The 23,591-nt window shown below is 69.2% G+C and carries 8 protein-coding genes and 1 pseudogene; 4 read left to right on the top strand and 5 right to left on the bottom strand.

Annotation, left to right across the window (positions count from 1 at the left end):
- The first annotated feature begins 987 nt into the window (after positions 1-987).
- The 4 genes from B9C43_RS31680 to B9C43_RS31665 all read left to right on the top strand — a co-directional run bounded on the left by B9C43_RS31680 (position 988) and on the right by B9C43_RS31665 (position 16,195).
- Entirely contained in the window at positions 988-1,944 is a 957-nt protein-coding gene (locus tag B9C43_RS31680; RefSeq protein ID WP_084430544.1) for an ATP-binding cassette domain-containing protein, read from the top strand.
- Positions 1,941-2,732, top strand: coding sequence for an ABC transporter permease (locus tag B9C43_RS31675; protein ID WP_033388799.1), 792 nt, complete (start codon positions 1,941-1,943; stop codon positions 2,730-2,732). Before B9C43_RS31680 ends, B9C43_RS31675 begins: the two co-directional genes overlap by 4 nt.
- Complete coding sequence (locus B9C43_RS31670; RefSeq protein WP_084430789.1) at positions 2,729-15,718, top strand: amino acid adenylation domain-containing protein; 12,990 nt, start codon at positions 2,729-2,731, stop codon at positions 15,716-15,718. The genes B9C43_RS31675 and B9C43_RS31670 overlap by 4 nt, the downstream gene beginning before the upstream one ends.
- Before the next feature lie 255 nt (positions 15,719-15,973).
- Positions 15,974-16,195: an MbtH family protein gene (locus tag B9C43_RS31665; protein WP_033388808.1), complete on the top strand. Its 222-nt coding sequence runs from the start codon at positions 15,974-15,976 to the stop codon at positions 16,193-16,195.
- Between the two features lie 291 nt (positions 16,196-16,486).
- On the opposite strand, the gene B9C43_RS31660 is transcribed toward B9C43_RS31665, so the two are convergent.
- From B9C43_RS31660 to B9C43_RS57695, 5 genes and pseudogenes are all read right to left on the bottom strand, one after another.
- Positions 16,487-19,330, bottom strand: a complete 2,844-nt coding sequence (locus tag B9C43_RS31660; protein ID WP_084430543.1) for a class I SAM-dependent methyltransferase — start codon at positions 19,328-19,330, stop codon at positions 16,487-16,489.
- 308 nt (positions 19,331-19,638) lie between these two features.
- Positions 19,639-20,970, bottom strand: a pseudogene (locus B9C43_RS58750) (amino acid adenylation domain-containing protein); the annotation flags it as partial.
- 277 nt (positions 20,971-21,247) lie between these two features.
- On the bottom strand, positions 21,248-22,351 hold the full coding sequence (locus B9C43_RS31650; RefSeq protein ID WP_235039002.1) for an SDR family oxidoreductase: 1,104 nt from the start codon (positions 22,349-22,351) through the stop codon (positions 21,248-21,250).
- A 2-nt stretch (positions 22,352-22,353) separates the two neighbouring features.
- Positions 22,354-22,869 carry a hypothetical protein gene (locus tag B9C43_RS31645; RefSeq protein ID WP_084430540.1) on the bottom strand — a complete coding sequence of 172 codons (516 nt, stop codon included), beginning with the start codon at positions 22,867-22,869 and terminating at the stop codon, positions 22,354-22,356.
- A gap of 349 nt (positions 22,870-23,218) precedes the next feature.
- On the bottom strand, positions 23,219-23,584 hold the full coding sequence (locus tag B9C43_RS57695; protein ID WP_051896834.1) for a hypothetical protein: 366 nt from the start codon (positions 23,582-23,584) through the stop codon (positions 23,219-23,221).
- Between the last annotated feature and the right edge of the window lie 7 nt (positions 23,585-23,591).

Genomic DNA, 23,591 nt, shown 5'->3' with positions numbered 1-23,591 from the left:
GTATCCAGTCGGGCACGGGCAGCGGCGTGTACGCACGTCGATCGGCCGGTGCGTGTCCATGTCCAGCAGCACGTTGCATATACCGATCCGCGCAGCAGCGCGAAATCGTCGACGCCCAGCACCCGCGGAGCTGAGACCGGCCGCTCGGGTAACGCCCGCACCAGCCGCAGCCAACGCGACCGGTCCCAACATCCTGAGCAGGCACGCGGTACTTCGTCGCCGACGTTCGACCAGGTCTGCGAACTGCTCGACGAACGTTCGCTGAACACAGCCCGCGCACCACGCCCAAGTGCCGCACGATCGCGCTGATCGACCAACCCTGACGTCGTAGTGCCTGTGCTTCCACAACCAACTCCCATGCGAGCATCGAGGCGGGCCCCGCCCCACGGCTTCCGGACTTCAGACACCCGCAGCCTGAAGGGGCCCGCAGACAACTGATGGATCTCCATCGGCGAGTCGCCTGGGATGGTCACTTTCAACGATCAGCTCTGGTCACTTTGGAATGAGCGGCGGCAACGGAGCTCAACGGGCCTTTACGCCGCACGCCGCCGCCCGCCTCACCCGCAACCACTATCTGTGCATCGACCAGACCTGGCGCTGGGCACGACATATCGCCGAGGCATTCTCCCGCATCCGCGCCGCATTCCCCTGAACCAGCCACCACGCCCCGCCACGTAAGACCCGGAGCACCCGCAGACACGGCCGAGCGGGCGGACCCACACGCCCACCCGCCGACCGAACCCCAACCAGGATCACCCGTGAAAGACCGGGGTTAGGCCAACACTCCATTGTGGACACTCCTGATCGTTTGTCAGATCCCGAGCAGGGGCCACGGTGTCGACGTGGGTGCCGCCGAATGCGTTGTTGACGACGTGGGCCGATCGGGCTAGCGCGGGCCTACATGTTCGGCCGATAGACACCAGGTTCGTTTGGCCGCAACGATTGACCGGATCGCCGATGAGAGAGCAGAAAGGCTGACCATCTCCGATGCAGTCGCAGAGCAGTTCGCCCGCGGCCCGGATCGAAAAGCTGGTGAAGACCTTCGGGGCGACCCGTGCGCTCGACGGGATCGACCTGGAGATCCCGGTCGGCCATGCGCTCGGGCTGCTCGGCCCGAACGGCGCGGGCAAGACCACCACGGTCCGCATCCTGACCACGTTGTTGCGACCGGACTCGGGCCGGGCCTGGGTGGCAGGGCACGACGTGCTCGCCGAACCGGACGCGGTGCGCCGCAGCATAGGGTTGTCTGGTCAGTACGCGGCGGTCGACGAGAACCTGAGCGGCTACGAGAACCTCTACCTGGTCGCCCGGTTTCACGGACTCTCCCGCGCACAAGCGAGCAGGAGGTCGCGAGAACTGTTGGCCGGCTTCCGTTTGGAGGATGCCGCCGAGAGGCTGGCCAAGACCTACTCGGGTGGGATGCGACGTCGGTTGGACCTGGCCGGGGCGTTGGTCGCACGGCCTCCGGTGGTCGTGCTGGACGAGCCGACCACCGGCCTCGACCCGAGGAGCCGGCTGGAGACCTGGGGCGTGATCGGCGAGCTGGTCGCCGACGGCGCCTCGGTGCTGCTCACCACCCAGTACCTGGAGGAGGCCGACCGACTGGCGAACACCATCGCGGTGATCGACCGGGGACGGGTGATCGCGCGGGGCACGTCGGACGACCTCAAGGCGCGGATCGGTGGTGAACGGCTGGAGCTGGTGGTAGCCGAGCACCACGCGCTCTCGGTCGCCCGGCAGGTGTTCGCCGAGGTCGGCTCGGCCGAGCCGAAGGTGAACGAGCAGGCCAGGCAGGTCAGTGTGCCGGTGGACGACGGTCCCAAGGCGCTGGTCGAGGCGATGAACCGGCTGGACGGCGTCCGCGTGCTGGATGTCGGTCTGCGTCGGCCGAGCCTTGATGATGTGTTCCTGTCGCTGACCGGGCACACGGTCGAAGGCGAGTGAACGGCGTGCGGAAAGTGTTGCGCGACAGCGGAATGGTCATCTGGCGCAATCTGCTCGGGGTCCGTCGCAACCCGGCGATGCTCACGGCCGCGACCGTGCAGCCGGTCATGTTCGTCCTGGTGCTCGCCTACGTGTTCGGTGACAGCCTTGGCGGCGGCCCGTATCGCGAGTTCCTGATGGCGGGGATCTTCACGCAGACGGTGACGCTCAACGCCGCGTTCACGACGATCGGCATGGCCAACGATCTCCAGAAGGGCATCATCGACCGGTTCCGGTCGCTGCCCATGTCCAGGGTTGCGGTGATACTCGGCCGGACCGGGTCCGACCTGCTGATCAACGTGCTGGGCCTGGCGGTGATGTCGATCTGCGGGCTGGCGATCGGCTGGCGGATCAACGGTGGTGTGGTCGACGCGGTGGCGGCGTACGGGTTGCTGCTGCTGTTCGCCTTCGCGATGTCCTGGGTCGGCGCGCTGGTCGGACTGGTCTCGCGCAGCGTCGAGGTGGCGCAGAGCGCCGGGTTCCTCTGGATGTACCCAGTCACCTTCATCTCGTCGGCGTTCATCTCGCTGACGAACCTGCCCGGCCCGCTGCGCGCCTTCGCCGAGTGGAACCCGATCACCACCGTGTCGGACGCGTGCCGGAGGCTCTTCGGCAACCCGAACCTCGCGCCCACCGCCGGGTGGGCCGCCGAGCACGCGGCCGGGTACTCGGTCCTCGCGTGCGTGGCGATCATCGCGGCCTTCCTGCCGCTGGCGGTGTCCCGGTACCGCTGGGCGGCCGGCCGATGACCGTGTGGGGCCCGTTTCCCCTGTCGTCAGGGCAAACTGGGATCTGGAACGCGCAACGCATCGCTCCTGACGTCCCGCTGTCCGTAGCGCTGTACGTCGAGGCGCGAGGCGAACTCGACGTCGCGCTGCTGGCCGACGTCTTCCAGCGCAGTTCGGCCGAGATGCGCAGCCCTCAGCTGCGGATCGTGGAGATCGACGGAACGCCCTGTCAGACGGCGGATTCCGAGCTGAGGATCGACACCGAGGTTCTCGACCTGCGGTCCGAGGCCGAACCGCGCGCCGCGGCCATGCGGTGGATGCGGCAGAAGGCCGGTGCGCCGATCGACATCCTGAGCGCTCCGTTGACGCGCTTCGCGGTGTTGCGGACCGGTGACACCGAGCACTTCTGTTATTTCCAGATGCACCACATCGCGATCGACGGGTACGGCGCGATGCTCCTGCTGTCCCGCGCCGCCGAGCTCTACAGCGCCGCCGACCCAGGTCCGTCCACCATGACGGACCTGTCCACGATCCACGAGTCCGATGTAGACTATCGAGCGTCCCCGGACTTCGAGAAGGACAAGGCGTTCTGGCGCGAGCAGTTGTCCGGGATCCCCACCGCGTTCAGCCTCAGCGACCGTCGGGCGCAGGCGTCGCCGGGCCGCCGCGTCGAATCCGGTTTCCTCGACGACCAGACGGGCGCTCTGCTCACCTCGCGGGCACGCCACGCCGCCACGCAGGCCAAACTGCTGGTCGCGGGACTGGCCGGGTATTTCGCCGCGGTGACCGGTGAACGCGACGTCGTGCTGAGTCTGCCGGTCACGGCGCGGACCACCGACGCGCTGCGCCGCTGCCCCGGCTTCGTCTCGAACGTCGTCCCACTGCGCATTCCGGTCGCGCCCGGCACGACCGTCGAGGAACTGGTCAACGAGGCCGGTGTGCGGATGCGGAACGCGGTGCGGCACCAGCGTTACCGCCACGAGGACATCCGACGGGACAGCGGCACCACGGGCAGCCACCGCGGGTTCTTCGGCCCGATGGTGAACATCATGCTGTTCCACAACGAGGTCCGGTTCGGGGTGGCCACCGGCGAGATGCGCGTGCTGGCGACCGGGCCGGTGGAGGACCTGTCGGTCAACATCTACACCGGCGCCGCCAGCATCCAGGTCGACTTCGAGGCCAACCCCGAGCGGTACACGGCCGACGAGCTGACCGGTCATCACCGGCGTTTCCGCGACTACCTGCGCCGGTTCCTCGCCGCGGACGCCCAGACCGCGGTGTCCGAGATCGCCCCGATGGACGATGCCGAGCGCGACGTGGTCGTGCGTGCCTGGAACGCGACGGACGCCGACGTCCCCGCCACGACGCTGGACGCGTTGTTCGCCGAGCAGGTCGCGCGGACTCCAGACGCGGTCGCGCTGACGTTCGACGGCGCCAGCCTGACCTACCGCGAGTTCGACGAGCGCGTCGACCGGCTCGCCCGTGTCCTCGCGGCCTCCGGCGTCGGTCCAGAATCCGTTGTGGGACTGGCGATCCCGCGCTGTGTCGAGCTGGTCGTCGGGATGTACGCGATCATCAGAGCGGGCGGCGCCTACCTTCCGATCGATCCCGGCCATCCGGTCGACCGGATCCGGCACGTGGTCGGCCAAGCCGATCCGGTGCTGGTCCTCACGGTGTCGGCACATCCCGTCGAGCTTCCGGAGACGCTCGACGTCGACACCGTCGAGGAGTCCGGGCTCCCACCGGTCACCAACACGGTGCGCCCGGAGCACCCGGCGTACGTGATCTTCACGTCCGGTTCGACCGGGAAGCCCAAGGGCGTCGTCGTGTCCCACGCGGCGATCGTCAACCGCCTGCGCTGGATGCAGCACGCGTATCCGCTCGACGACACCGATGTGGTCGTGCAGAAGACACCGGCCACGTTCGACGTGTCGGTGTGGGAGTTCTTCTGGCCGTTGCAGGTCGGCGCACGTCTCGTGGTCGCAAGACCGGACGGCCATCGCGACCCGGCCTATCTCGCATCGCTGATCGCCGACGAGAACGTCACCACCGCGCATTTCGTGCCCTCGATGCTGGCGGTGTTCGCCGAGGCGCAGCGCTGCACGAGCCTGCGCCGGGTGTTCTGCAGCGGAGAGGCGCTGCCGCCGCACACCGTGCGGCTGTTCCAGAAAGCCAGTCCTGGCGTGGAATTGCACAACCTGTACGGGCCGACCGAGGTGGCCGTCGACGTCACCGCATGGACGTGCACCCAGGAGCCGGAGACGGTGCCGATCGGCGCCCCGGTCTGGAACACCCAGGTCTACGTGCTCGACGCACGGCTGCGGCCGGTGCCCGTCGGGGTGACGGGCGAGCTGTACCTCGCGGGCGTCCAGGTCGCCAGGGGCTATCTCGCCAACGCTGGGCTGACCGCGCAGCGGTTCGTCGCGAACCCGTTCCGCGCCGGTTCCCGGATGTACCGGACCGGCGACCTCGTCCGGTGGCGTGCCGACGGAAACCTCGAGTACCTCGGCCGCGACGACTTCCAGGTGAAGATCCGGGGGCTGCGGATCGAGCTCGGCGAGATCGAGGCGGCCCTGCTCGCCGAACCCGGTGTGGCACAGGCGGTGTGCGTCGCCCGGTCGGCCGCGCACGGAGGCGACGAGCTGGTCGGCTATCTGGTCGCCGCCGGTGACGCCACCATCAACGTGGACGCGCTGCGTGCCGCGCTGGGGCGGGTGCTGCCGGACTACATGGTTCCCCGCACGCTCGTGGTGCTCGACGAGCTGCCGTTGGGCCCCAACGGAAAGCTCGATCGCGGGGCGCTGCCCGCGCCTGAGGTGTCCGGCCTGGTCCGCCCGCCGCGCACCGCGGTCGAACACGCGGTGGTCGGCGTCTTCTCCGAGGTGCTCGCCCGCGGCGTCGTCGGCATCGATGACAGTTTCTTCGACCTGGGCGGGGATTCGCTGATCGCGTCACGCGCGATCGCGAGGATCAACGCCACGCTGGGCGCCCGGCTGACCATTCGCGACGTGTTCGAAGCGCCAAGGGCGGTCGACCTCGCCGTTCGCGTCCGTGCGGCGGACGGACCGAGCAGGGTGTCGTCAGGGGACCGTCCCGATCGGCTGCCGCTGTCGCTGGCCCAGCAGCGGCTGTGGTTCCTCAACCGCTTCGACCGCACGTCCGCGATGTACAACATGCCATTCGCGCTGCGGCTGTCCGGTGAGCTCGACGTCACGGCGCTGCGCTCGGCGCTCACGGATGTCGTCGGCCGCCACGAGATCCTGCGCACCACCTTCCCCGACTCCGGCGACGGCCCGCACCAGGTCATTCACCCGGCAGTGGTCACGCTCGACGTGATCGACGTGCCTGCCGGTAAGCTGGCGAGCGCGCTGTCCGAGTTCGCCGCGCCCGGCTTCGACCTGGCCGTGGACCGGCCGATCCGGATGGCGCTCTTCCGCACGGCCGAACGCGAACACGCGTTGGCGATCGTCATCCACCACATCGCCTGTGACGGCTGGTCCTTCGAGCCTCTGGCGCGCGACCTCACGACTGCCTTCGCGTCCCGTGTGGACGGCCGTGAGCCGGCGTGGACGCCGTTGCCGGTGCAGTACGCCGACTTCGCGCTGTGGCAACGGGCCGCGCTCGGCGACGAGAACGACCCCGGCAGCCCACTGCGTCGCCAGATCGACCACTGGACCCAGCGGCTGGCCGGGCTTCCCGGCCAGCTCGATCTTCCGATGGACCGGCCACGGCCACGCCATCCGTCCCACCAAGGCGAGACCCATTCCTGGACCATCGACGCGGAAACCCACCGCGCGCTGGCCGCACTGGCGGCGCGGTGCGGTGTCACCATGTTCATGGTGGTGCACGGCGCGTTGGCGGTGCTGCTGGCCCGGCTGAGCGCGACCACGGACATCGCCGTTGGGACGCCGGTCGCGGGACGTGGCGACCCGGCCATCGACGACCTGGTCGGGATGTTCGTCAACACCCTCGTGCTGCGCACCGAGATCGACCTGGGCGAGGGATTCGCGGCGTTGCTCGACCGCGTCCGGGACACCGATCTCGACGCGTTCACCCACGCCGACGTGCCGTTCGAACGCCTCGTCGAGGAGATGAACCCGGAACGGTCGCCGTCACGGCATCCGCTCTTCCATGTCATGCTGTCCGTCGAACCCGATACCGACCTCGCGATCGGACTACCCGGTGTGACCGCCGCCGTCGCCCCGATCTCCACCGACACCGTCAAGATCGACCTCCAGCTCACGGTCCGCGTCGGCGCCGAGATGCGTGCCGAGCTCGGCTACGCGACCGACCTGTTCGACGCGGCGACGATCGAGGGTTTCGCGCGGCGGTTCACGACGATCCTGCGTGCGGTCGCCGACCACGCGGACAACCCTGTTGGCGATCTGTCCATTATGGATGAACACGAGCCGCGTTCCCTCGTCGGCGATCCAGCCGAACCCGCTGTGCCGTTGCCGGAGCTGTTCACGGTGTCCGATCCCGCAGCCGTCGCCGTGCGCTGCGACGGCGCCGACCTCAGCTACGGCGAGCTGGACCAGCGGTCGAACCGGCTGGCACGGGTGCTGATCGGGGAAGGTGCCGGGCCCGAGTCGGTCGTGGCGCTGGCGCTGCCCAGGTCCGTCGAGTCGATCGTGTGCGTGTGGGCGGTGGCCAAGACCGGCGCGGCCTTCCTGCCGGTCGACCCCGGCTATCCGCGGGCACGTGTCGACGCCATGATCCGCGACTGTGGAGTCCACATAGGACTTACATCGGGCCGGTTCCGATCCACGCTGCCGGATTCGGTGACATGGCTCGACATGGACTCCATCGACCTCACGGCCATATCGGCCGCACCGATGGGCAATCGGGTGCGGCCGGACCATCCGGCCTACCTGATCTACACGTCCGGATCGACCGGGACTCCCAAGGCTGTCGTGGTCACCCATGCAGGTCTGGCCTCGTTCGCGCGGGACATCACCAACCGGTTCGGCGTCACCGGCTCGTCTCGCACACTGCACTTCTCGTCGCCGAGCTTCGACGCGTCGGTGCTCGAACTCCTGATGGGTTTCGCCGCGGGCGCGACTGTCGTCGTGGCGCCGACTGACGTGTACGGCGGCGCTGAACTGGCCGACCTTCTGCGTGACGAGCGCGTCACGCACGCGTTCGTCACCCCCGCGGCGCTCGCCACGGTCGACCCGGCCGGTCTCGACGACCTCGGTGTCGTCGTAGTCGGCGGCGACGAAACGGGCCCCGAACTGGTGGCCGCGTGGGCGGTCGGCCGACGGATGTTCAACGCGTACGGGCCGACCGAGGCGACCGTCGCCGCGACCGCCAGCACGCCGTTGCGGGTGGGTGAGCCGGTCACCATCGGCGGTCCGGTCAGGGGCACGCGGCTGCTCGTCCTCGACCGCAGGCTCAACCCAGTGCCCTATGGCGTTCCCGGCGAGCTATACCTGGCGGGTCCCGGCCTCGCCCGCGGCTATCACGGCCGTCCGGGTCTGACCGCGGAACGGTTCGTGGCCAACCCGCACGGCGAGCCGGGCGAACGCATGTACCGCACGGGAGATCTCGTCACCGTCGCTCCCAACAGGACACTCCGGTTCCTCGGCAGGGCCGACGACCAGGTCAAGATCCGTGGCTACCGGATCGAGCTGCGCGAGGTCGACGCCACCCTGCTGACGCATCCCGACGTCACCTTCGCCCATACCGTAGTCCACCAGGACCGGTTGGCGTCCTACGTCACGACGACGCAGCCGGTCGCGCAGGCCGATCTGCTGGCCGTCGCACGGGCCGCACTTCCCGGCTACATGGTTCCCGCCTCGGTGACGATGCTGGACCGAATCCCGCTGACACCGTCCGGCAAGGTCGACCGCGATGCCTTGCCAACACCCGAATTCCGCGCGGCGCGCGTGCCGCTCTCGGACCGGGAACGCCGCCTGGCCGAGGTGTTCTCGGAGGTCCTCGGCCACGAGCACGTCGGAGCCGACGACAGCTTCTTCGACCTCGGCGGGAACTCCCTGCTCGCCACCCGGCTCGCAACGGCGATCGGCGCGGCCTTCGGCGTCGAGCTGGAGGTCAGGGCCATCTTCGAGGAGCCGACCGTCGCGGGACTCGTCGACCGGATCACCGCCGCGCCCCCGTCGCGGCACGGGGTGACGACGCCACAGGCTCGCCCCGCCCGGATCCCGTTGTCCTTCGCGCAGCAGCGGATCTGGTTCCTCAACCAGCGCGACGCGCGGTCGGGCGCATACAACGTCGCCTTCACTCTCCGTCTGCGCGGAGAGGTCGACGTGCCAGCACTGCGTGCGGCCATCGCCGACGTTGTCGAACGGCATGAGACGCTGCGCACCGTCTTTCCGGACAGCGACGACGGTCCCAGCCAGGTGGTGCTGCACACGGCTCCCGCGGTTCCGTTCACCGTTGAGTCCGATGTGGAGGAACGGCTCCGGTCTCTGGCCCGAAGCGCCTTCGATCTGACCGTCGACCCTCCGCTGCGCGCCGAGCTCTTCCGCACCGGCGACAGGGACTACTGCCTGGCCGTGGTGATCCACCACATCGCGGTGGACGGCTGGTCACTGGCACCGCTGGCCAACGATCTCGTCGTGGCGTACCAGGCCCGTCGCGCGGGCTCGACGCCGGAATGGGCGCCACTCGCCGTGCGGTACGCGGATTACGCCCTGTCGCAACGGGAATCGCACGACGACGAGCTCGCCTACTGGACCAGGCAGCTCAAGGGCCTGCCCGACGAGCTCCCACTCCCGTACGACCGGCCGCGACCCGCTACGCCGACGTTCCACGGCGCCACCCATCGGTTCGAGGTCTGCGACGGGGTGCGGGATCTGGCCCGACGGCACGGGGTCACGCTGTTCATGGTGCTGCACTCGGCGTTGGCGGTGCTGCTGCGCCAGGTGAGCGGCGCACGTGACATCGCGATCGGCACACCGGTCGCGGACCGGGGGGACGGCGCGCTCGACAACGTGGTCGGGATGTTCGTCAACTCGCTCGTGCTGCGTGCGGATGTTGACCCACACGCGACGTTCGCAGACTTCTTGCGGGCGAACGCCGACACCACCCTCGCCGCGATGGCGCACTCGGCCATCCCGTTCGAGCGGGTTGTCGACGCGCTCAAGCCGGTGCGCACCGCTTCCCGGCATCCGCTGTTCCAGGTGGCGCTCGTGGTCGAGGACCACGCGTTGCCACGGCTGGAGCTCCCCGGCGTTGAGCTGCGGGTCGACGAGCTCGGCACCGAGCTGGCGAAGTTCGATCTCGAACTGCGCGTCACCGGGGCGGACCGGTTCGAGTTCGGCTACAGCACCGAGCTCTTCGACGCCACCACCGTGGCGACGATCGCGCAAAGGTTCGGCAAGGTGCTCGCGGCGGTCGTGGCGGACCCGGAGATCGCGCTCGGCGATATCGACGTGCTGACCGAGCGCGAACGAGCCGCGTTCGCACCGGCACGCGGCCGGTGTCCCGATCGCCCGGTCACGTTGCCCGAGCTCTTCGCCGCGCGCCACCCGGACCGCGTCGCCGTGCGCGCGGGTTCGGACGAACTGACGTACCGCGAGCTGGACGAGCGCACGAACCGCATGGCGCGGGCGCTGATCGCGCGCGGCGTCGGAACCGAGGACGTGGTGGCGATCGGGCTGACCAGGTCCATCGACTCCGTGGTCGCGACGGTGGCCGTGGCCAAGACCGGCGCCGCGTTCCTGGCGGTGGACCCACGGCATCCGGCTGCCCGGATCCGGCACATGCTCGCCGACTCTTGTGTCCACTATGGACTCGGCCAGGACCTTTCCGGCGACGTCGACTGGCTGACGTTCAGTGAACTCGACGGGTTCAGTTGCGCTCCCGTCGGCGACGCGGATCGCGTCCGGCCGATCCGGATCGAGAACACCGCCTACATCATCTACACCTCAGGATCGACCGGGGCGCCGAAAGCTGTCGCGGTGCCCCACCGCGGGCTGTCGAACTTCGCGGCCGAGCAACGCAAGCGGCTGGGCGTCACCGAACAGTCGCGCACCCTGCACGCCGCGTCGCTCAACTTCGACATGTCGGTGCTGGAGCTGCTGCTGGCGTTCAGCGCGGGAGCCACGATGGTGGTCGCGCCCGCCGACGTCTACGGCGGTGACGACCTCGCCGAACTGCTGGAGCGGGAGCGGGTCACGCACGCCTGCCTCACGCCCACCGCGCTCGCGACCATCGATCCCGTTCGCTGGCCGTTGCCCCAGCTGCGCGGGCTTATCCCCGCGGGCGAGGCGTGCGGGACGGAGCTCGTCGAGCGCTGGTCGGCGGGACGCCGCATGGTCAACGGCTACGGCCCGACCGAAACCACCATCGTCGCGACTTTTTCCGAACCGATGTCTCCCGAGCGCCCGGTCGTCATCGGGCGACCGGTGCGCGGTGTCACCGCGCTGGTCCTCGACGAGCGGCTGCGCCCGGTGCCGGTCGGTGTCGCCGGTGAGCTCTACCTCGGCGGCGGCGGGTTGGCCACCGGCTACCTCGGACAGCCGGGGCTGACCGCACAGCGCTTCGTCGCGGATCCGTTCGGCACAGGCGAGCGGATGTACCGCACCGGCGACATCGTCCGGTGGACCGCCGACGGCGAGCTGGTCTACCTCGGCCGCGGCGACGACCAGGTGAAGGTGCACGGCGTCCGCATCGAGCTCGGTGAGATCAACGCCGCCGTCGCCGCCTGCCCGGGGGTCCGCTTCGCCCACACGGAGGTGCGCCGCGCCCGCATCGTGACCTATGTCGTGGCGGTGTCCGACGCCGAGTCGATCCGCGCCCACGTCGCCGAACGGCTGCCGTCGCACATGGTTCCGGCCGCCGTGGTGGCGCTGGAAACCGTGCCGCGCACCGAGACCGGCAAACTCGACTGCGGGGCGCTGCCCGAGCCGGTCTTCGGTTCCACGATCATGGCGTCGCGCGAGCCGAGCACCCCGAACGAGAAGCTGGTCGCGTCGATCATGGCCGACGTGGCCGGGCTCGCCCACGTCGGCGCCGACGACAACTTCTTCGACAGCGGTGGAAACTCGCTGCTCGCCACCCAGGTCGTGGCCCGCATCGCCACCGCGACCGGGCACCGGCCCAGCGTCAGGGCCGTGTTCGACCACCCGACGCCCGCGCGGCTCGCGGCACTGCTGGATGTGGACGTGCCACAGGAACGGCCGGTTCTGGTGCGGCAGCAGCGGCCCGAACGGATTCCGCTCTCGTTCGCGCAGCAGCGACTGTGGTTCCTCAACCGGTTCGACGTGGAGTCGGCCGCGTACAACATCCCGGTGGCGATGCGGCTGCGTGGCGCGCTCGACATCACGGCGCTGCGGCAGGCGCTGCGGGACGTGCGGCAGCGGCACGAGGTGCTGCGCACCGTGTACCCCGACTCGGCTGACGGTCCCTACCAGCTGATCAGGGACGGTGACATCGATCTGATCACCGCCGACGATCCCGACGCGTTCGTGAGTCGCGGTTTCGACCTCACCGTGGACGAGCCGCTGCGGGCCGCACTGTTCCGTATGGACACCGACACGCACCTGCTTGTCGTTGTCCTGCACCACATCGCGATGGACGGATGGTCGCTGACCCCGTTGGCGCAGGACCTCATGACGGCCTACACCCGGCGCCGCGACGGGCTCGCCCCCGGCTGGGACGACCTCGACGTCCAGTACGCCGACTACACGCTCTGGCAACGCGAGACGCTCGACAGCGCGGCGGACGCGCAGGTCGAGTACTGGCGCCGGACATTGGCGGGTCTGCCCGAGCACCTCGACGTGCCCGCCGATCGTCCGCGGCCGCCATCCCTGTCGCATCGCGGTGGCTCGACCACGGCGTTCGTCGAAGCGGACGTGCACCGCGCGCTGCTCGGTCTGGCACGCGACCACGACGCCAGCCTGTTCATGGTGCTGCACACCGCGCTCGCCGTCCTGCTGCACAGGCTGGCCGCCACCGGCGACGTGGTCATCGGCACCCCGATCGCGGGCCGGACCGTGCCGCAGCTCGATCCCCTCATCGGCATGTTCGTCAACATGCTGGTGCTGCGGACGGAGGTGACGGGCGAGCGCTCGTTTGCCGAACTCCTGCGCGCCGTGCGGGAGAACGACCTCAACGCCTTCGCGCACGCGGACGTCCCTTTCGAGCGTCTGGTCGAGGAGCTCAACCCAGGGCGTTCCACCGCGCACCAGCCGTTCTTCCAGGTGACGCTGTTGCTGCGGGATCCGGCGCCGGACGTGCGGCTGCCCGGTCTCGACGTGGACGTCGCCGAGGTCGACGCGGGCGTCGCGCGGTTCGACCTCCAGTTCACCGTGACCGAGCGGGACGGGCTCGACCTCCAGCTCACCTACGCGGCCGACCTGTTCGACCCCGACACCGCCGCGGCGATCGGACAGCGGTTCGTCCGGCTGTTGTCCGCGGCCGTCGCCGATCCGGACAGGGCGGTCGGCGATCTCGACGTGCTGCTGCCCGCCGAGGCATCGGCGGTCCGTGGACCGGATCCCGGCGCCGCCGTCACGTTCCCGGAGCTGTTCGCCGCGGCCGTCGCCGTCGACCCCAACGCGGTCGCGTTGCGCTGCGACGGCGCCGAGCTGACCTACGCCGAGCTGGACCGGCGCGCCAACCAGCTCGCCAGGGCGCTCATCGGCCGGGGGGTCGGGCCGGAAACCTTTGTGGCGCTGGGACTCGCGCGTTCAATGGAGTCCGTGCTCGCGATGCTGGCGGTCACCAAGGCCGGAGCGGCGTTCGTGCCGATCGATCCGGCGTACCCGCACCAGCGCAAGGCGCACATGCTGGCCGACGCAGGCGTCACGACCGGGCTGACCACGGTGGCGCAGTACCACGAGCTGCCCAGCGACCTCGACTGGTTGCCGCTCGACGACCCGGCCTTCGCCGCCGAGGTGGCATCGATGTCGCCGAAGCCGGTCACCGGCGTCGAACTGCGTCTCGACCACCCCGCGTACCTGGTGTACACCTCCGGATCGACGGGCGTGCCCAAGGGCGTGACCGTCACCCACGCCGGTCTGTCGAACTTCGCTTACGAGACGGCCGAACGGTTCCAGGTGCGTTCCGGGTGCCGGGTCCTGCACTTCTCGTCGCCGAGCTTCGACGGGGCGGTGCTGGACCTGATGCTCGCCTTCGGCGGGGCGGCGACGGTGGTGGTCACGCCACCGGGGATCTACGGCGGGACGGACCTCACCCGGTTGCTCACCGCCGAGCGGATCACGCACGCGTTCATCACGACCTCGGCGCTCGCGACCACCGACCCCGGCGAGCTCGGCGACCTGACCCATCTGCTGGTCGGGGGCGAGGCGTGTCCACCCGACCTGGTCGGCCGCTGGGCGCCGGGACGCGGCCTGCACAACGTCTACGGACCGACCGAGACCACCATCGTCACGACGATGGGCCCGCCGATGGCGCCGGACGGCCCCATCACCATCGGAGGCCCGATTCGCGGTGCCACCGCGATGATCCTCGATGACCGGCTGCGCCCGGTGCCGGTCGGCGTGACCGGTGAGCTGTATCTGGCCGGCCCTGGCCTGGCCCGCGGCTACCACCGGCGGCCTGGTCTGACCGCGGAACGGTTCGTGGCCAACCCCTATGGCAAGCCGGGCGAGCGGATGTACCGCACCGGCGACCGGGTCCGGTGGTCACCGCGCACGGCGGGCCCGGAGATCGAGTACGTCGGGCGTGCCGACCACCAGGTGAAGATCCGCGGGTTCCGCATCGAACCCGGCGAGATCGACGCGGTCCTGTGCGAACACGCGGATGTCGAGTTCTCCCGTACCATCGGGCACGAGATGCCGAACGGGACGACAGTCCTGGTGTCCTACGTCAAGCTGGCCCCCGGAGCAACAGCCGACCTGCGCGCCCACGCCCGCGACCGGCTGCCGGGGTACCTGGTGCCGCAGTCGATCACCGTGCTCGACTCGGTCCCGCTCGACCCAGTCGGCAAGCTGGATCGCAGGGCGCTGCCGGAACCGGTCTTCAGCGTCCACAAGGACTTCCGGGCGCCGAGGACGGTGACGGAAGCGGCCTTGTGCGAGGCGTTCGCGATCGTTCTCGGCATGGACTCGGTCAGCACGCACGACGGCTTCTTCGAACTGGGCGGGAACTCCCTGCTGGCCACCCGCGTCGTCGCGACCGTGCGCGAGCGGCACGGCATCGAGGTGCCGGTGCAGGCGATGTTCGTCGATCCGACGCCAGCCGCCATCGCCGGCCGGATCGACACGGCCCACCGTCCGTCCGTCGCCCTGATCGACGCGGCACTGGACCCGTTGCTGCCGATCCGCTCACACGGAGCCAAGTCCCCGCTGTTCTGCGTCCATCCCGCGCTCGGTCTGTCCTGGTGCTACACAGGCCTGCTGTCCCACCTGGACGCTCAACGGCCGCTCTACGGGCTGCAGTCGCCGCACATCACCGACGGCACCGCGTTCGACTCGATCCAGCAGGCGGCGGCGCGGTACATCAGCGAGATCAAGAAGGTGCAGCCGAACGGGCCATACCATCTGCTGGGCTGGTCACTCGGCGGCCTGATCGCACACGAGACCGCCGTGCGGCTGCGCGACCTCGGCGACGACGTCGCGCTGCTGGCCATGATGGACAGCTTCATCCCCCCGGCCGACTCCGCCGCCGACACGGACATCGCCGAACTGCTGGACGAGTTCGGCATCGACATCGACCTGCCCGGCGACGACATCACCCTGGCCCAGGTGGCGGAGCTTGTTCGCGGACGATCCGCTCTCTTCGCGGCGCTGACTCCCGCGCACTTCGAGCGGCTCCACACCGGCTACACCGGCGCGTTCGACCTGGCACGGGGATTCGAGCCCGGCCGCTACGACGGCGACATCGTGTTCTTCACGGCCTCGGCGGACACGTACAACATCCGCAACGCCACCGCATGGCGTCCGTTCGTTGGCGGTGAGATCCACGATCACGCGGTCGACTGCAAGCACTCGATGATGACCAACCCCGAGGCACTCGCGGTGATCGGCCCGGTGCTTCAGCGCTACCTCGACAAGGCTGAACACATCACTCTTTAGGAGATCCAACACACCTTGAAGTTGATCACGCGGTGGCCGTCTTCTTGATCACGACCCGCCGATCAAGATCACATTGTGCGGCGGCCGTACTAACCCCTGGCGCGGTGTCCTGCCGACGAATGGCGCTACGAGTAAGGCGAGTCACTTCGCCATCGCATCGACGGCCGGTACGCCTTCGTGGGAAGAATGAATGGCCGGGCTGATCACTTGGTTCGCGCACAAGCGCGGAAATTCTTAGCTCCCTGAGAGGCGAAGATGAACACGAATCCCTTCGACGACGAAAACGGACGGTTCTACGTCCTCGTGAACGACGAGGAACAGCACTCGCTGTGGCCCGTGTTCGCCGACGTGCCCGGCGGTTGGCGTGTGGTGTTCGGTGCGGAAAGCCGGGCTGCGTGCGTGGCGTACATCGAGGACAACTGGACGGACATGCGGCCGAAGAGCTTGCAGGAAGCCATGGTCGACGACTCGGTCTGACCCGCTCGTGCGCTGCCGGGTTGGAAGCAGTTCACTGATTGGTTGGTCGGTCTCGACGTGGTGCTCACTGCCGGGCGCGGCGGGCGGCAGCATTGTTACGCACCCGCGTCCTCAATGGACTCATCAACGAGTTCCGCCTGCAGCGATGACTTTCGAGCGGCACAGGGAGCGTCACACCCCCGCTCCTCAGTCCATTGAGGACATGTCGAGGACAGGTCGGCCGAGTGGAACCACCTGAGCCATACCGGTCGTGGACTGCGCCGTAGACGGGGTGGCCGCGTACCCGGTTGCTCATTCCGCGTCCTTGCGGTGTCGTTGGCCTGCCATCCACGGATCCGCGGCGACCAGCGAGTCCACGGTCACCGACGGGTTCGCCGCTCCGTTGGCGGCTACGTCGCGCAGCCGGGTGAGCAGCGCACGCACATACTCGGCCGGGAAGGTGTCCGGGTCGTACAGGGCCACCAGCCGGACGGTGTCCGCCTCCGGGCGGGCCACCAACAGCAGATCGACGGGCAGGTCGAACGAGGTGCCCGCGAAGTCCGGTTCGAAGGGGTCGCTGCGGCGTAGCCGGCAGCCGTCGAGGTTCAGGCCGCGGACCGGGGGTAGACATTCGAACGCCACGAACTGCGATTCCATGGTGACCGTCATCAGTTCGGGTATCTGCTCGCACAGCGCCAGCAGCGGAACATCCGAGTTGGCCAGCGTCTGGCGCACCATCTCGGAGGTGTGGCGCAGCAGGCCACCGAAACTGCTGCCGCTCGGGGCCTGGACGCGTATCAGCACAGGGTCGATCAGCAGGCCGACCATGCGGTCCAGGCCCGGTTCGTCGCGTGCCGCGTTCAAGGTCAGCAGCCTGACATTCGGATCGTCGCTGTCAGCCGCCAGCAGCGGCGCAAGGCAGGTCAGCAGGGACGCGAAGAGCGTGGCCTGGTGGGCACGGCCGACGGCGAGCAGCGCCTGTGCCTCGTGCGCGGGCAGGATGACACCGCAGGTCTCGGTGCGGCGGGAGCCGGCGTTGTGCTGGTCGGTGAGGAAGATCGGCTCGGCCCCGACTGTGTACCGCTCCCAGTAGCCGAGCGCGCTGCGGTAGGGCTCGCAGTCGCGCCAGCCGAGATCGACGAAGAATCGCTCGTCGGTGCGGTGCACATGGTCCGCATAGCTCGGGGGCGGGCCGAGCCGGGCAGCACGGCCCGTGCGGCGGGCATGGTAGAGCTCGCCAAGTTCCTGCTCCAGAACGTCGAGAGCCCAGCCGTCGCAGACCATGTGGTGGACGCGCAGGATCAGCAAGTGCTCAGTGTGCGAGGCGCTGATCAGGTCGGCGGTGAAGACCGCACCCGTGCCGGGGTCCAACGGCCGCCGGTCGTCGCGGCCTGCCGCCTCCCGCAGGGCCTTCTCGGGGTCGTCTGCGTCGAGCGTGTGCACCATCAGGATTCCCGGCCGCGCTTCGTTGACGGTCTGATAGCCGTCCGCGGCGTTGAGGTGGACGGCGGTGCGCAGCGCCTGGTGACGGGCGACGAGCGTGTCCACGGCGTCGCGCAGCGCTGCGGTGTCGACGGGCCCGCTGATGCGGTAGTGGACCGGCAGGGCGAAGTCGGGATTGCGTGATCCGCCGAGGCGCCGGTAGTGGTCGAGGAACCAGAAGACCGACTGCGAACTGGTCAGCGGCAGCCGGGGCGTCGGCCTTCGCGGGCTCGGCGCCATCCCGTCCGCCGTCGGCCCGGAGGATGCGTCCGCCCCGGCGAACCGGTCTTCGATGACCCGCGCGACCCGGGCGACGGTCGGTGCGGTGAACACGATGCCGGAGGGCAGTCGCACCCCGAAGGATTCGCTGAGCCGGACCGCGCAGCGCGCGGCGAGCAGCGAGTCGCCGCCCAACTCCACGAAGTCGTCGTACGCGCCCACTCGGTCGATGCCGAGCAGTTCGGCCCAGATCGCCGCGACCGCGGTCTGGGTCTCCGAGTTCGGCGCGGCGAACGGCGTGCTGATCTGGGGCCGTTCCACCTCGGGCTCGGGCAGGGCGGCGGCATCCACCTTGTCGTGGCGGGTCAGTGGAAGTTCGGGGATCGCAACGTAGGCGGCGGGACGCTCGTAGGCGGGCAGCGATGCCTCGGCGTGGCGGCGCAGCGCCGGCAGCAGGCTGCCGCGTGCGTCGGCCACGATGCGCTGCCGCACCGGCTCGGTGACCATGGTCCGGCTGTGGGCGGGCGCGGTGGGAAAACGCGGTACCGCGTCGACGTCGTGGGACGCGCCGATCCGGGTGAAGGCCGCATCGAAGGCGCCGTCGGGTGCCGCCGAGGCCCGGCTGAGGTGGCAGCGATAGCCGAGCTCCTCGGCGAGGTCGATCAGGTCCTCGGGGTCGATCGCTTTCGCCTCGGCCTGCCGCTGGAGGTCGTGCAGTTCGACCGTTGGCCGGTCGGCTCCGGTGGCCAGTTCGGCGGCGAGGGCCGCGGCCGCCGCGGTGCGGCGGTTGGGGATGCGCAGCATTCCCAGGGTTTCGGGCCGCGTCTGGAGAAGCTGTCGCAGGGTGCGGGTGTCCGGCGATTCCCGCGGCCAGTCCAGCCATCGGTCGATGTCCACGCCTGGCCGGGGACGGATGTGCAGGACGACGTCGAATCGGAAGTCGTTCATCTCGTTGCGGCGAAGTCCCCGTCGGGGCCGTATTTCGACCTGGGCCACGCCGGGCGACTGCCGCGCGTAGCCGGTGAACCACTGTGGGTCGACCAGCATTTGCGCCTCTTCTGCCATGCGACGTCGCCACCGCCGGGCCAGCTCCGCTCCGGGCGTGTCGAGGCCGGCCTGGGTGAGCACCACACAGGCGTGAAACGCGCCCAGCAGCGACTGGTCGCGCACGTCTCCGGAGACGACCCGCCCGCCGCCGGCCGCGTGGATCGCGGCGTCGGTGGCGCGGCGCAGATACTCGGTGTCCGCGAAGTACTGGGTGACAGAGTTGCACGCCACGAGGTCGAACTGCGCGCCGTGGAAGCGTTCCGCGTCGACCGCCTCGCCGTGCACCAGTTCCACCACCTGCCGTAGGCCGGCCCGGTCCACCGCCGTACGCAGTCCGTCGAGGACGGCGGCTGAGATATCCAGGCCGACATAGCGCCTGGTGTCCGGGGCCAGGCGCAGCAGCAGCATTCCGGAGCCGCAGCCGAGTTCCAGCACCGTTTCGACCTGGACTCGCTCAGCAGCCGTACCGTGCGGTCAACCCACTCGCGCATGTCCGGGTCCGGCAGCGGCGCTCTGGTGTAGCTGCTGATCCATCCGCTGGTATCGAAGTCGCTGCCGCGTGCCGGTGCGTTGGCGGCGATATCGTCGACCACACCGGCCAAGGCGCTGCGCTGTTCCCGGCCGGTGCGCTCCAGGTCGGCTTCGGGGACGACGTACGCCGTCAGCATCCGATCCGACGCGTCGTATGGGCGTTCACGCAGCAGGACAGCGACGTCGCGGACACCGGGATGGCGGCGCAACTGCGCGGCGACACCCTGGAGATCCACCCGGTAGCCGCGGACCTTCACCTGGTCGTCGAGTCGGCCGAAGATCTCCAGCTGGCCATCCGGTCGCAGCCGCCCTAGATCGCCGGACCGGTAGATCCGCTCGTTCCCGCGCAGCGGGTGCGGCCGGAACTTCTCCGCCGTGAGTTCGGGGTTGCCCAGGTAGCCGTCGGCCAGTTGGGTACCGGCGATGCCCAACTCGCCCATCGTGCCTGTCGGAACGGGCCGGCCCTGGTCGTCCAGGACGAGGATTTCCACTCCCGCGATGGGCGTACCGATCACGACGTCCGCGCCGGGCGCCAGGTCGGCGGCGGTGCACCACACGGCCGCCTCGGCAGGACCGTACTCGTTGGTCAAGGTGGCGTCGGGGAAGCGCCGGTAGTGCTCGGTGACCAGTTCGGCGGGGCAGGGCTCGCCCCCGACGATCACCCGGCTCGGCCCTGACGACCCGACCGGCACACCATCCAGCGCGCGACGGTAGAGGGACGGGGTCAGCATGACGTGCGAGACCGCCCGGGTGGAATCGGTGAGCGCGGCGCGCAATTCGTCGAGGACGTGGCGTGCTCCGGCCTTGGGAATCCGCAGCGTGCCACCGCAGGAGAGGGTCCACCACAGCCCGGCCAGCGAGGGGTCGAAGGTCATCGGCGAGACGAGCAGGAACCGCTCCACACTCTCCGGGTAGCGCAGCAGGCGGGCACTGGTGGAGTTGGCGATGGCGCCATGGTTGACCAGCACGCCCTTGGGCGCACCGGAGGAGCCGGAGGTGTGGATGACATAGGCGGGGTCGCCCGGCGCGAGATCGGCCTTCGGGGTGTGCGTCGGGCAGGCGGCCAGCTGCGCCAGCTCATCCGGATCATCCATGGCGATGCCGGTGACCGCATCGGCTTCGGGGCCCAGCTTGGCCACGCAGCCGGCGAGGTCGGCCGAGTAACCGATGATGAGCCGTACCGCGGTGGTGATGAGGACGTGCCGGATGAATTCTGCGGGCTGGTCGGCGTCGACGGGTACGTACAGCAGCCCGGCCGCCAGAACGGCCGCTTGGGCCACGACCGCGTCCGCGCCGTGTGGCAGGCACACCGCCACGGCGTCACCGGGTGCGGCGCCGAGCCGCAGCAGCAGGTGCGCGAGGCGGTGTGCGGCGTCCCGCAGTTCCGGGTAGCTCAGGCGCTTGCCGGCGTCGATGACCGCGAGGGCATCGGGGTGCCGTTGTGCCGAAGCACGCAGCCGGGCCGGCAGTGGGACGAAGTCCGCAGCCGCCACGGCGACCGGAGTCTGTTGTGTCATCGCGAGCCTTCCAGGACATGGGGATGATCTGCCGGGCGGCCCCGGCGAGGAGTCGGCGTGCCGCGGCGGCGACCCGGACGGCTTCCCTGCCGTGCTCGCGCAGATCGCCTTGCAGCAGGGCGCGCCGACCACGAAGAGGCCGGGTGTGCCGGGCAGCGGACTGTCCCAGACCTGCGGACCGCCGTCCGGTGTCAATACCTTGAGGTCGCCGAGCAGTTCGGGATAACTGGGCTGCCGTTTCCGTGCCCGCTGTTGTTGTCGGTTGCGCTGCGCGGAGTCATGCGGAGTGCCCCAGCCCGCGGGCGGGCGACTGGTTGGCAGCCCAGACGCCGAGGGCTCGCTCCAGGTATCCGCGGTCGATCGGTGCGGGCGGCGCCAGTTGGGGCAGTGCCTGGGCCAGACGTGTTCCGGAGAAGCTTCTGCGGTGGTGAAGGTAGGGGAGGAAGCCCGCGACGCGCCGGTACAGTACCCGCTCCGGGCGCGTGGGTTCGGCGGGCTGCGCGGGGGTGATCCTGATCCGGACCGGGCTCAGCTCCTCGAACGCGGCGGCGATGGTCAGGATTGGTACGTCATTCGGATGCGTCACATGGAAGATGTGGGTACCAGACCGGTGCGGCAGCGCCGCCAACCGCATCATGGCCTCGGCGGCCCAGTCCACTTGGAGCAGATTGATCCCGGCCCTGGGGTCTCCGGCGAACCGCACCACCAGCCGCGGTGTGGACCGTTTAGCCCTCGCTGTCACGACGGCCACGGAGTGGTGCAGCGTTTCCAGGGTGTGCGTGGGCAGTCCCGATGCCCACTGCGCGCCCGGCACCAGAATGCTCGGGCGCAGCACGAGTGTCGATCGCCCTGTCAACCGGGTCCAGTCGCGCACCAGGCCCTCTGCGGTGTGCTTGGACTTCTCATAGGTGTTCTCGAATTCGATGACGTGCAGGCTGTCGTCCTCGGTGACGAGGTGCGGGGTGCGTCCTGCGACAAATGCCGTGCTGACGTGGCGCACCGGTACGTGCGGCGCGGTCGATGAGGCAAGCCGCAGCAGTTGTTCTGTGCCAACCACATTGGTACGCCACACCGCCGCGTCATCTCGGTGCAGAGTGACGGAGGCGGCGACATGCCACAGCTCCTCGGCGGAGAGCGCAAGGCGCTGGTGCTGCTTCCGTGACAGCCCCATCCGGTCCTCAGCGATGTCGACCTCAACGACGTCGACGAGCTTGCGTACCAAGGCAGGCGGCACATTCTCCGTTCCGGCGTTCGCCAGGAAGTACTCGATGCGTTCCCAAGCGGGCGGGGAATTCACGTGGGCGAGCACGATTACCCGACGGCCAGCTGTCAGATGTCTCTGAAGCAGGTGGAGCCCGAGAAATCCGGTGGCTCCGGTCATGACTACTGCCATACGGCTGATACTCGCTTTCTGTTCTGGAGCGTTCCGGCCGACCGCGGCACGATCCGGTCGGCACGCGCTATCAGCGCATCAAGATCAAGGTCGACGGCCGGATACCGGCGTAGCTCGTGCTCGAACGAGTAGGCGGCGTTCGCCTCGTTCTCGGGGGCACGGCCCATGACCTGCCGGGCGACGTCCGTGCGGGCGTACGTGCGGAACTTATTGACTGCCGGTTCGATGCCAGAGCGGCGATAGAGGTCGTGACCTCGTGGAAGAAGTCCCCATGTCCAACCCGTCGGGCAGTCGACGCACGGCCGGCGGCTCGAACGCAACGATGGTGCGCACCACGGATGGGTGGCGGGCGAGCAGGTCCAGGACTGAGCTCCTCCAGAGCTGGCGCCGTAGATGGTCGCCGGCTCACCGCTCAGGTGCTCGATCAGGCAGCGGACGTCGTCGGCGTCGGTCTGCAGTCGGCGCTCGCAGTACCGCGGCCCGTCTAGCCGGCTGCGGAAAGCCACGCCCGTCGTACACCACAACGGTGTAGTGGCCGCCAGATGTCGGTCACTTTCCGGAAGCCGTCGGCCACGCCAGCAGCCCCATGAACCACGCCCGTTGATCTCGACAATTGGTTGACATGGCGATCAGAACAAGTGCGCGACACGGGATCATTTACTCATCGCGATTGCCTTTCGACAAGTGGCGGCGTTTGGGTTCAGTTGAAGCATCATCGTTCGCGAGAGAAGATGCTGGATAAATCTCAGTATGCATTCTCGGCTCGACGGGCACAGGCGGCCATTTTCATGGCCTCCGTACAGAAACCAGGCTAGCGATCTTTGGTCGCAGGCTTCTTCACATCTGTGTCAAGTTTCAGGCGGCGGGTGTGAGCCGGGCGCGATCGGCGTAGCCGTCGACATGGCGATCAAGTGTGCGCAGGGCCTGGCGTAATTCGAGCGGGGCTTGGGGTTGGTCGGCGGCGGTAAGTGGAATGAGCAGCCGGTTGTAGATCTTGGTGTAGAAGACGGCGATGCGGATGCCGTCGTCGGTGATGACGTAGCGGTTGGTGTGTGGCAGGCGGCGGATGAGTCCGGCCAGGCGTAGCCGGCGCAGGTCGTAGGTCATCTGTCCGGGGCGGTAGTCGCTGCCGAGCAGCCCGGCGATCAAGACACGGAGGTTCTTGTTGGTGAAGCCGGTTGCGGCGAGCAGCGTCTGGCAGAGTGCGCCGGTCAGGGCCATGACCCGA

It is taken from the genome of Kibdelosporangium aridum (assembly GCF_900176515.1).
Classification (GTDB): domain Bacteria; phylum Actinomycetota; class Actinomycetes; order Mycobacteriales; family Pseudonocardiaceae; genus Kibdelosporangium; species Kibdelosporangium aridum.
Note: the sequence above shows the minus strand (reverse complement) of the source record. Positions and strands in the feature narration are given on the sequence as shown.

What these genes read in the sequence shown, in the direction of transcription:
- B9C43_RS31680 (WP_084430544.1), top strand. Translation starts at nt 988, where the DNA reads ATGCAGTCGCAGAGCAGTTCGCCCGCGGCCCGGATCGAAAAGCTGGTG.
- B9C43_RS31670 (WP_084430789.1), top strand. Translation starts at nt 2,729, where the DNA reads ATGACCGTGTGGGGCCCGTTTCCCCTGTCGTCAGGGCAAACTGGGATC.
- B9C43_RS31665 (WP_033388808.1), top strand. Translation starts at nt 15,974, where the DNA reads ATGAACACGAATCCCTTCGACGACGAAAACGGACGGTTCTACGTCCTC.
- B9C43_RS31660 (WP_084430543.1), bottom strand. Translation starts at nt 19,330, where the DNA reads ATGCTGCTGCTGCGCCTGGCCCCGGACACCAGGCGCTATGTCGGCCTG.
- B9C43_RS31650 (WP_235039002.1), bottom strand. Translation starts at nt 22,351, where the DNA reads ATGACCGGAGCCACCGGATTTCTCGGGCTCCACCTGCTTCAGAGACAT.
- B9C43_RS57695 (WP_051896834.1), bottom strand. Translation starts at nt 23,584, where the DNA reads ATGGCCCTGACCGGCGCACTCTGCCAGACGCTGCTCGCCGCAACCGGC.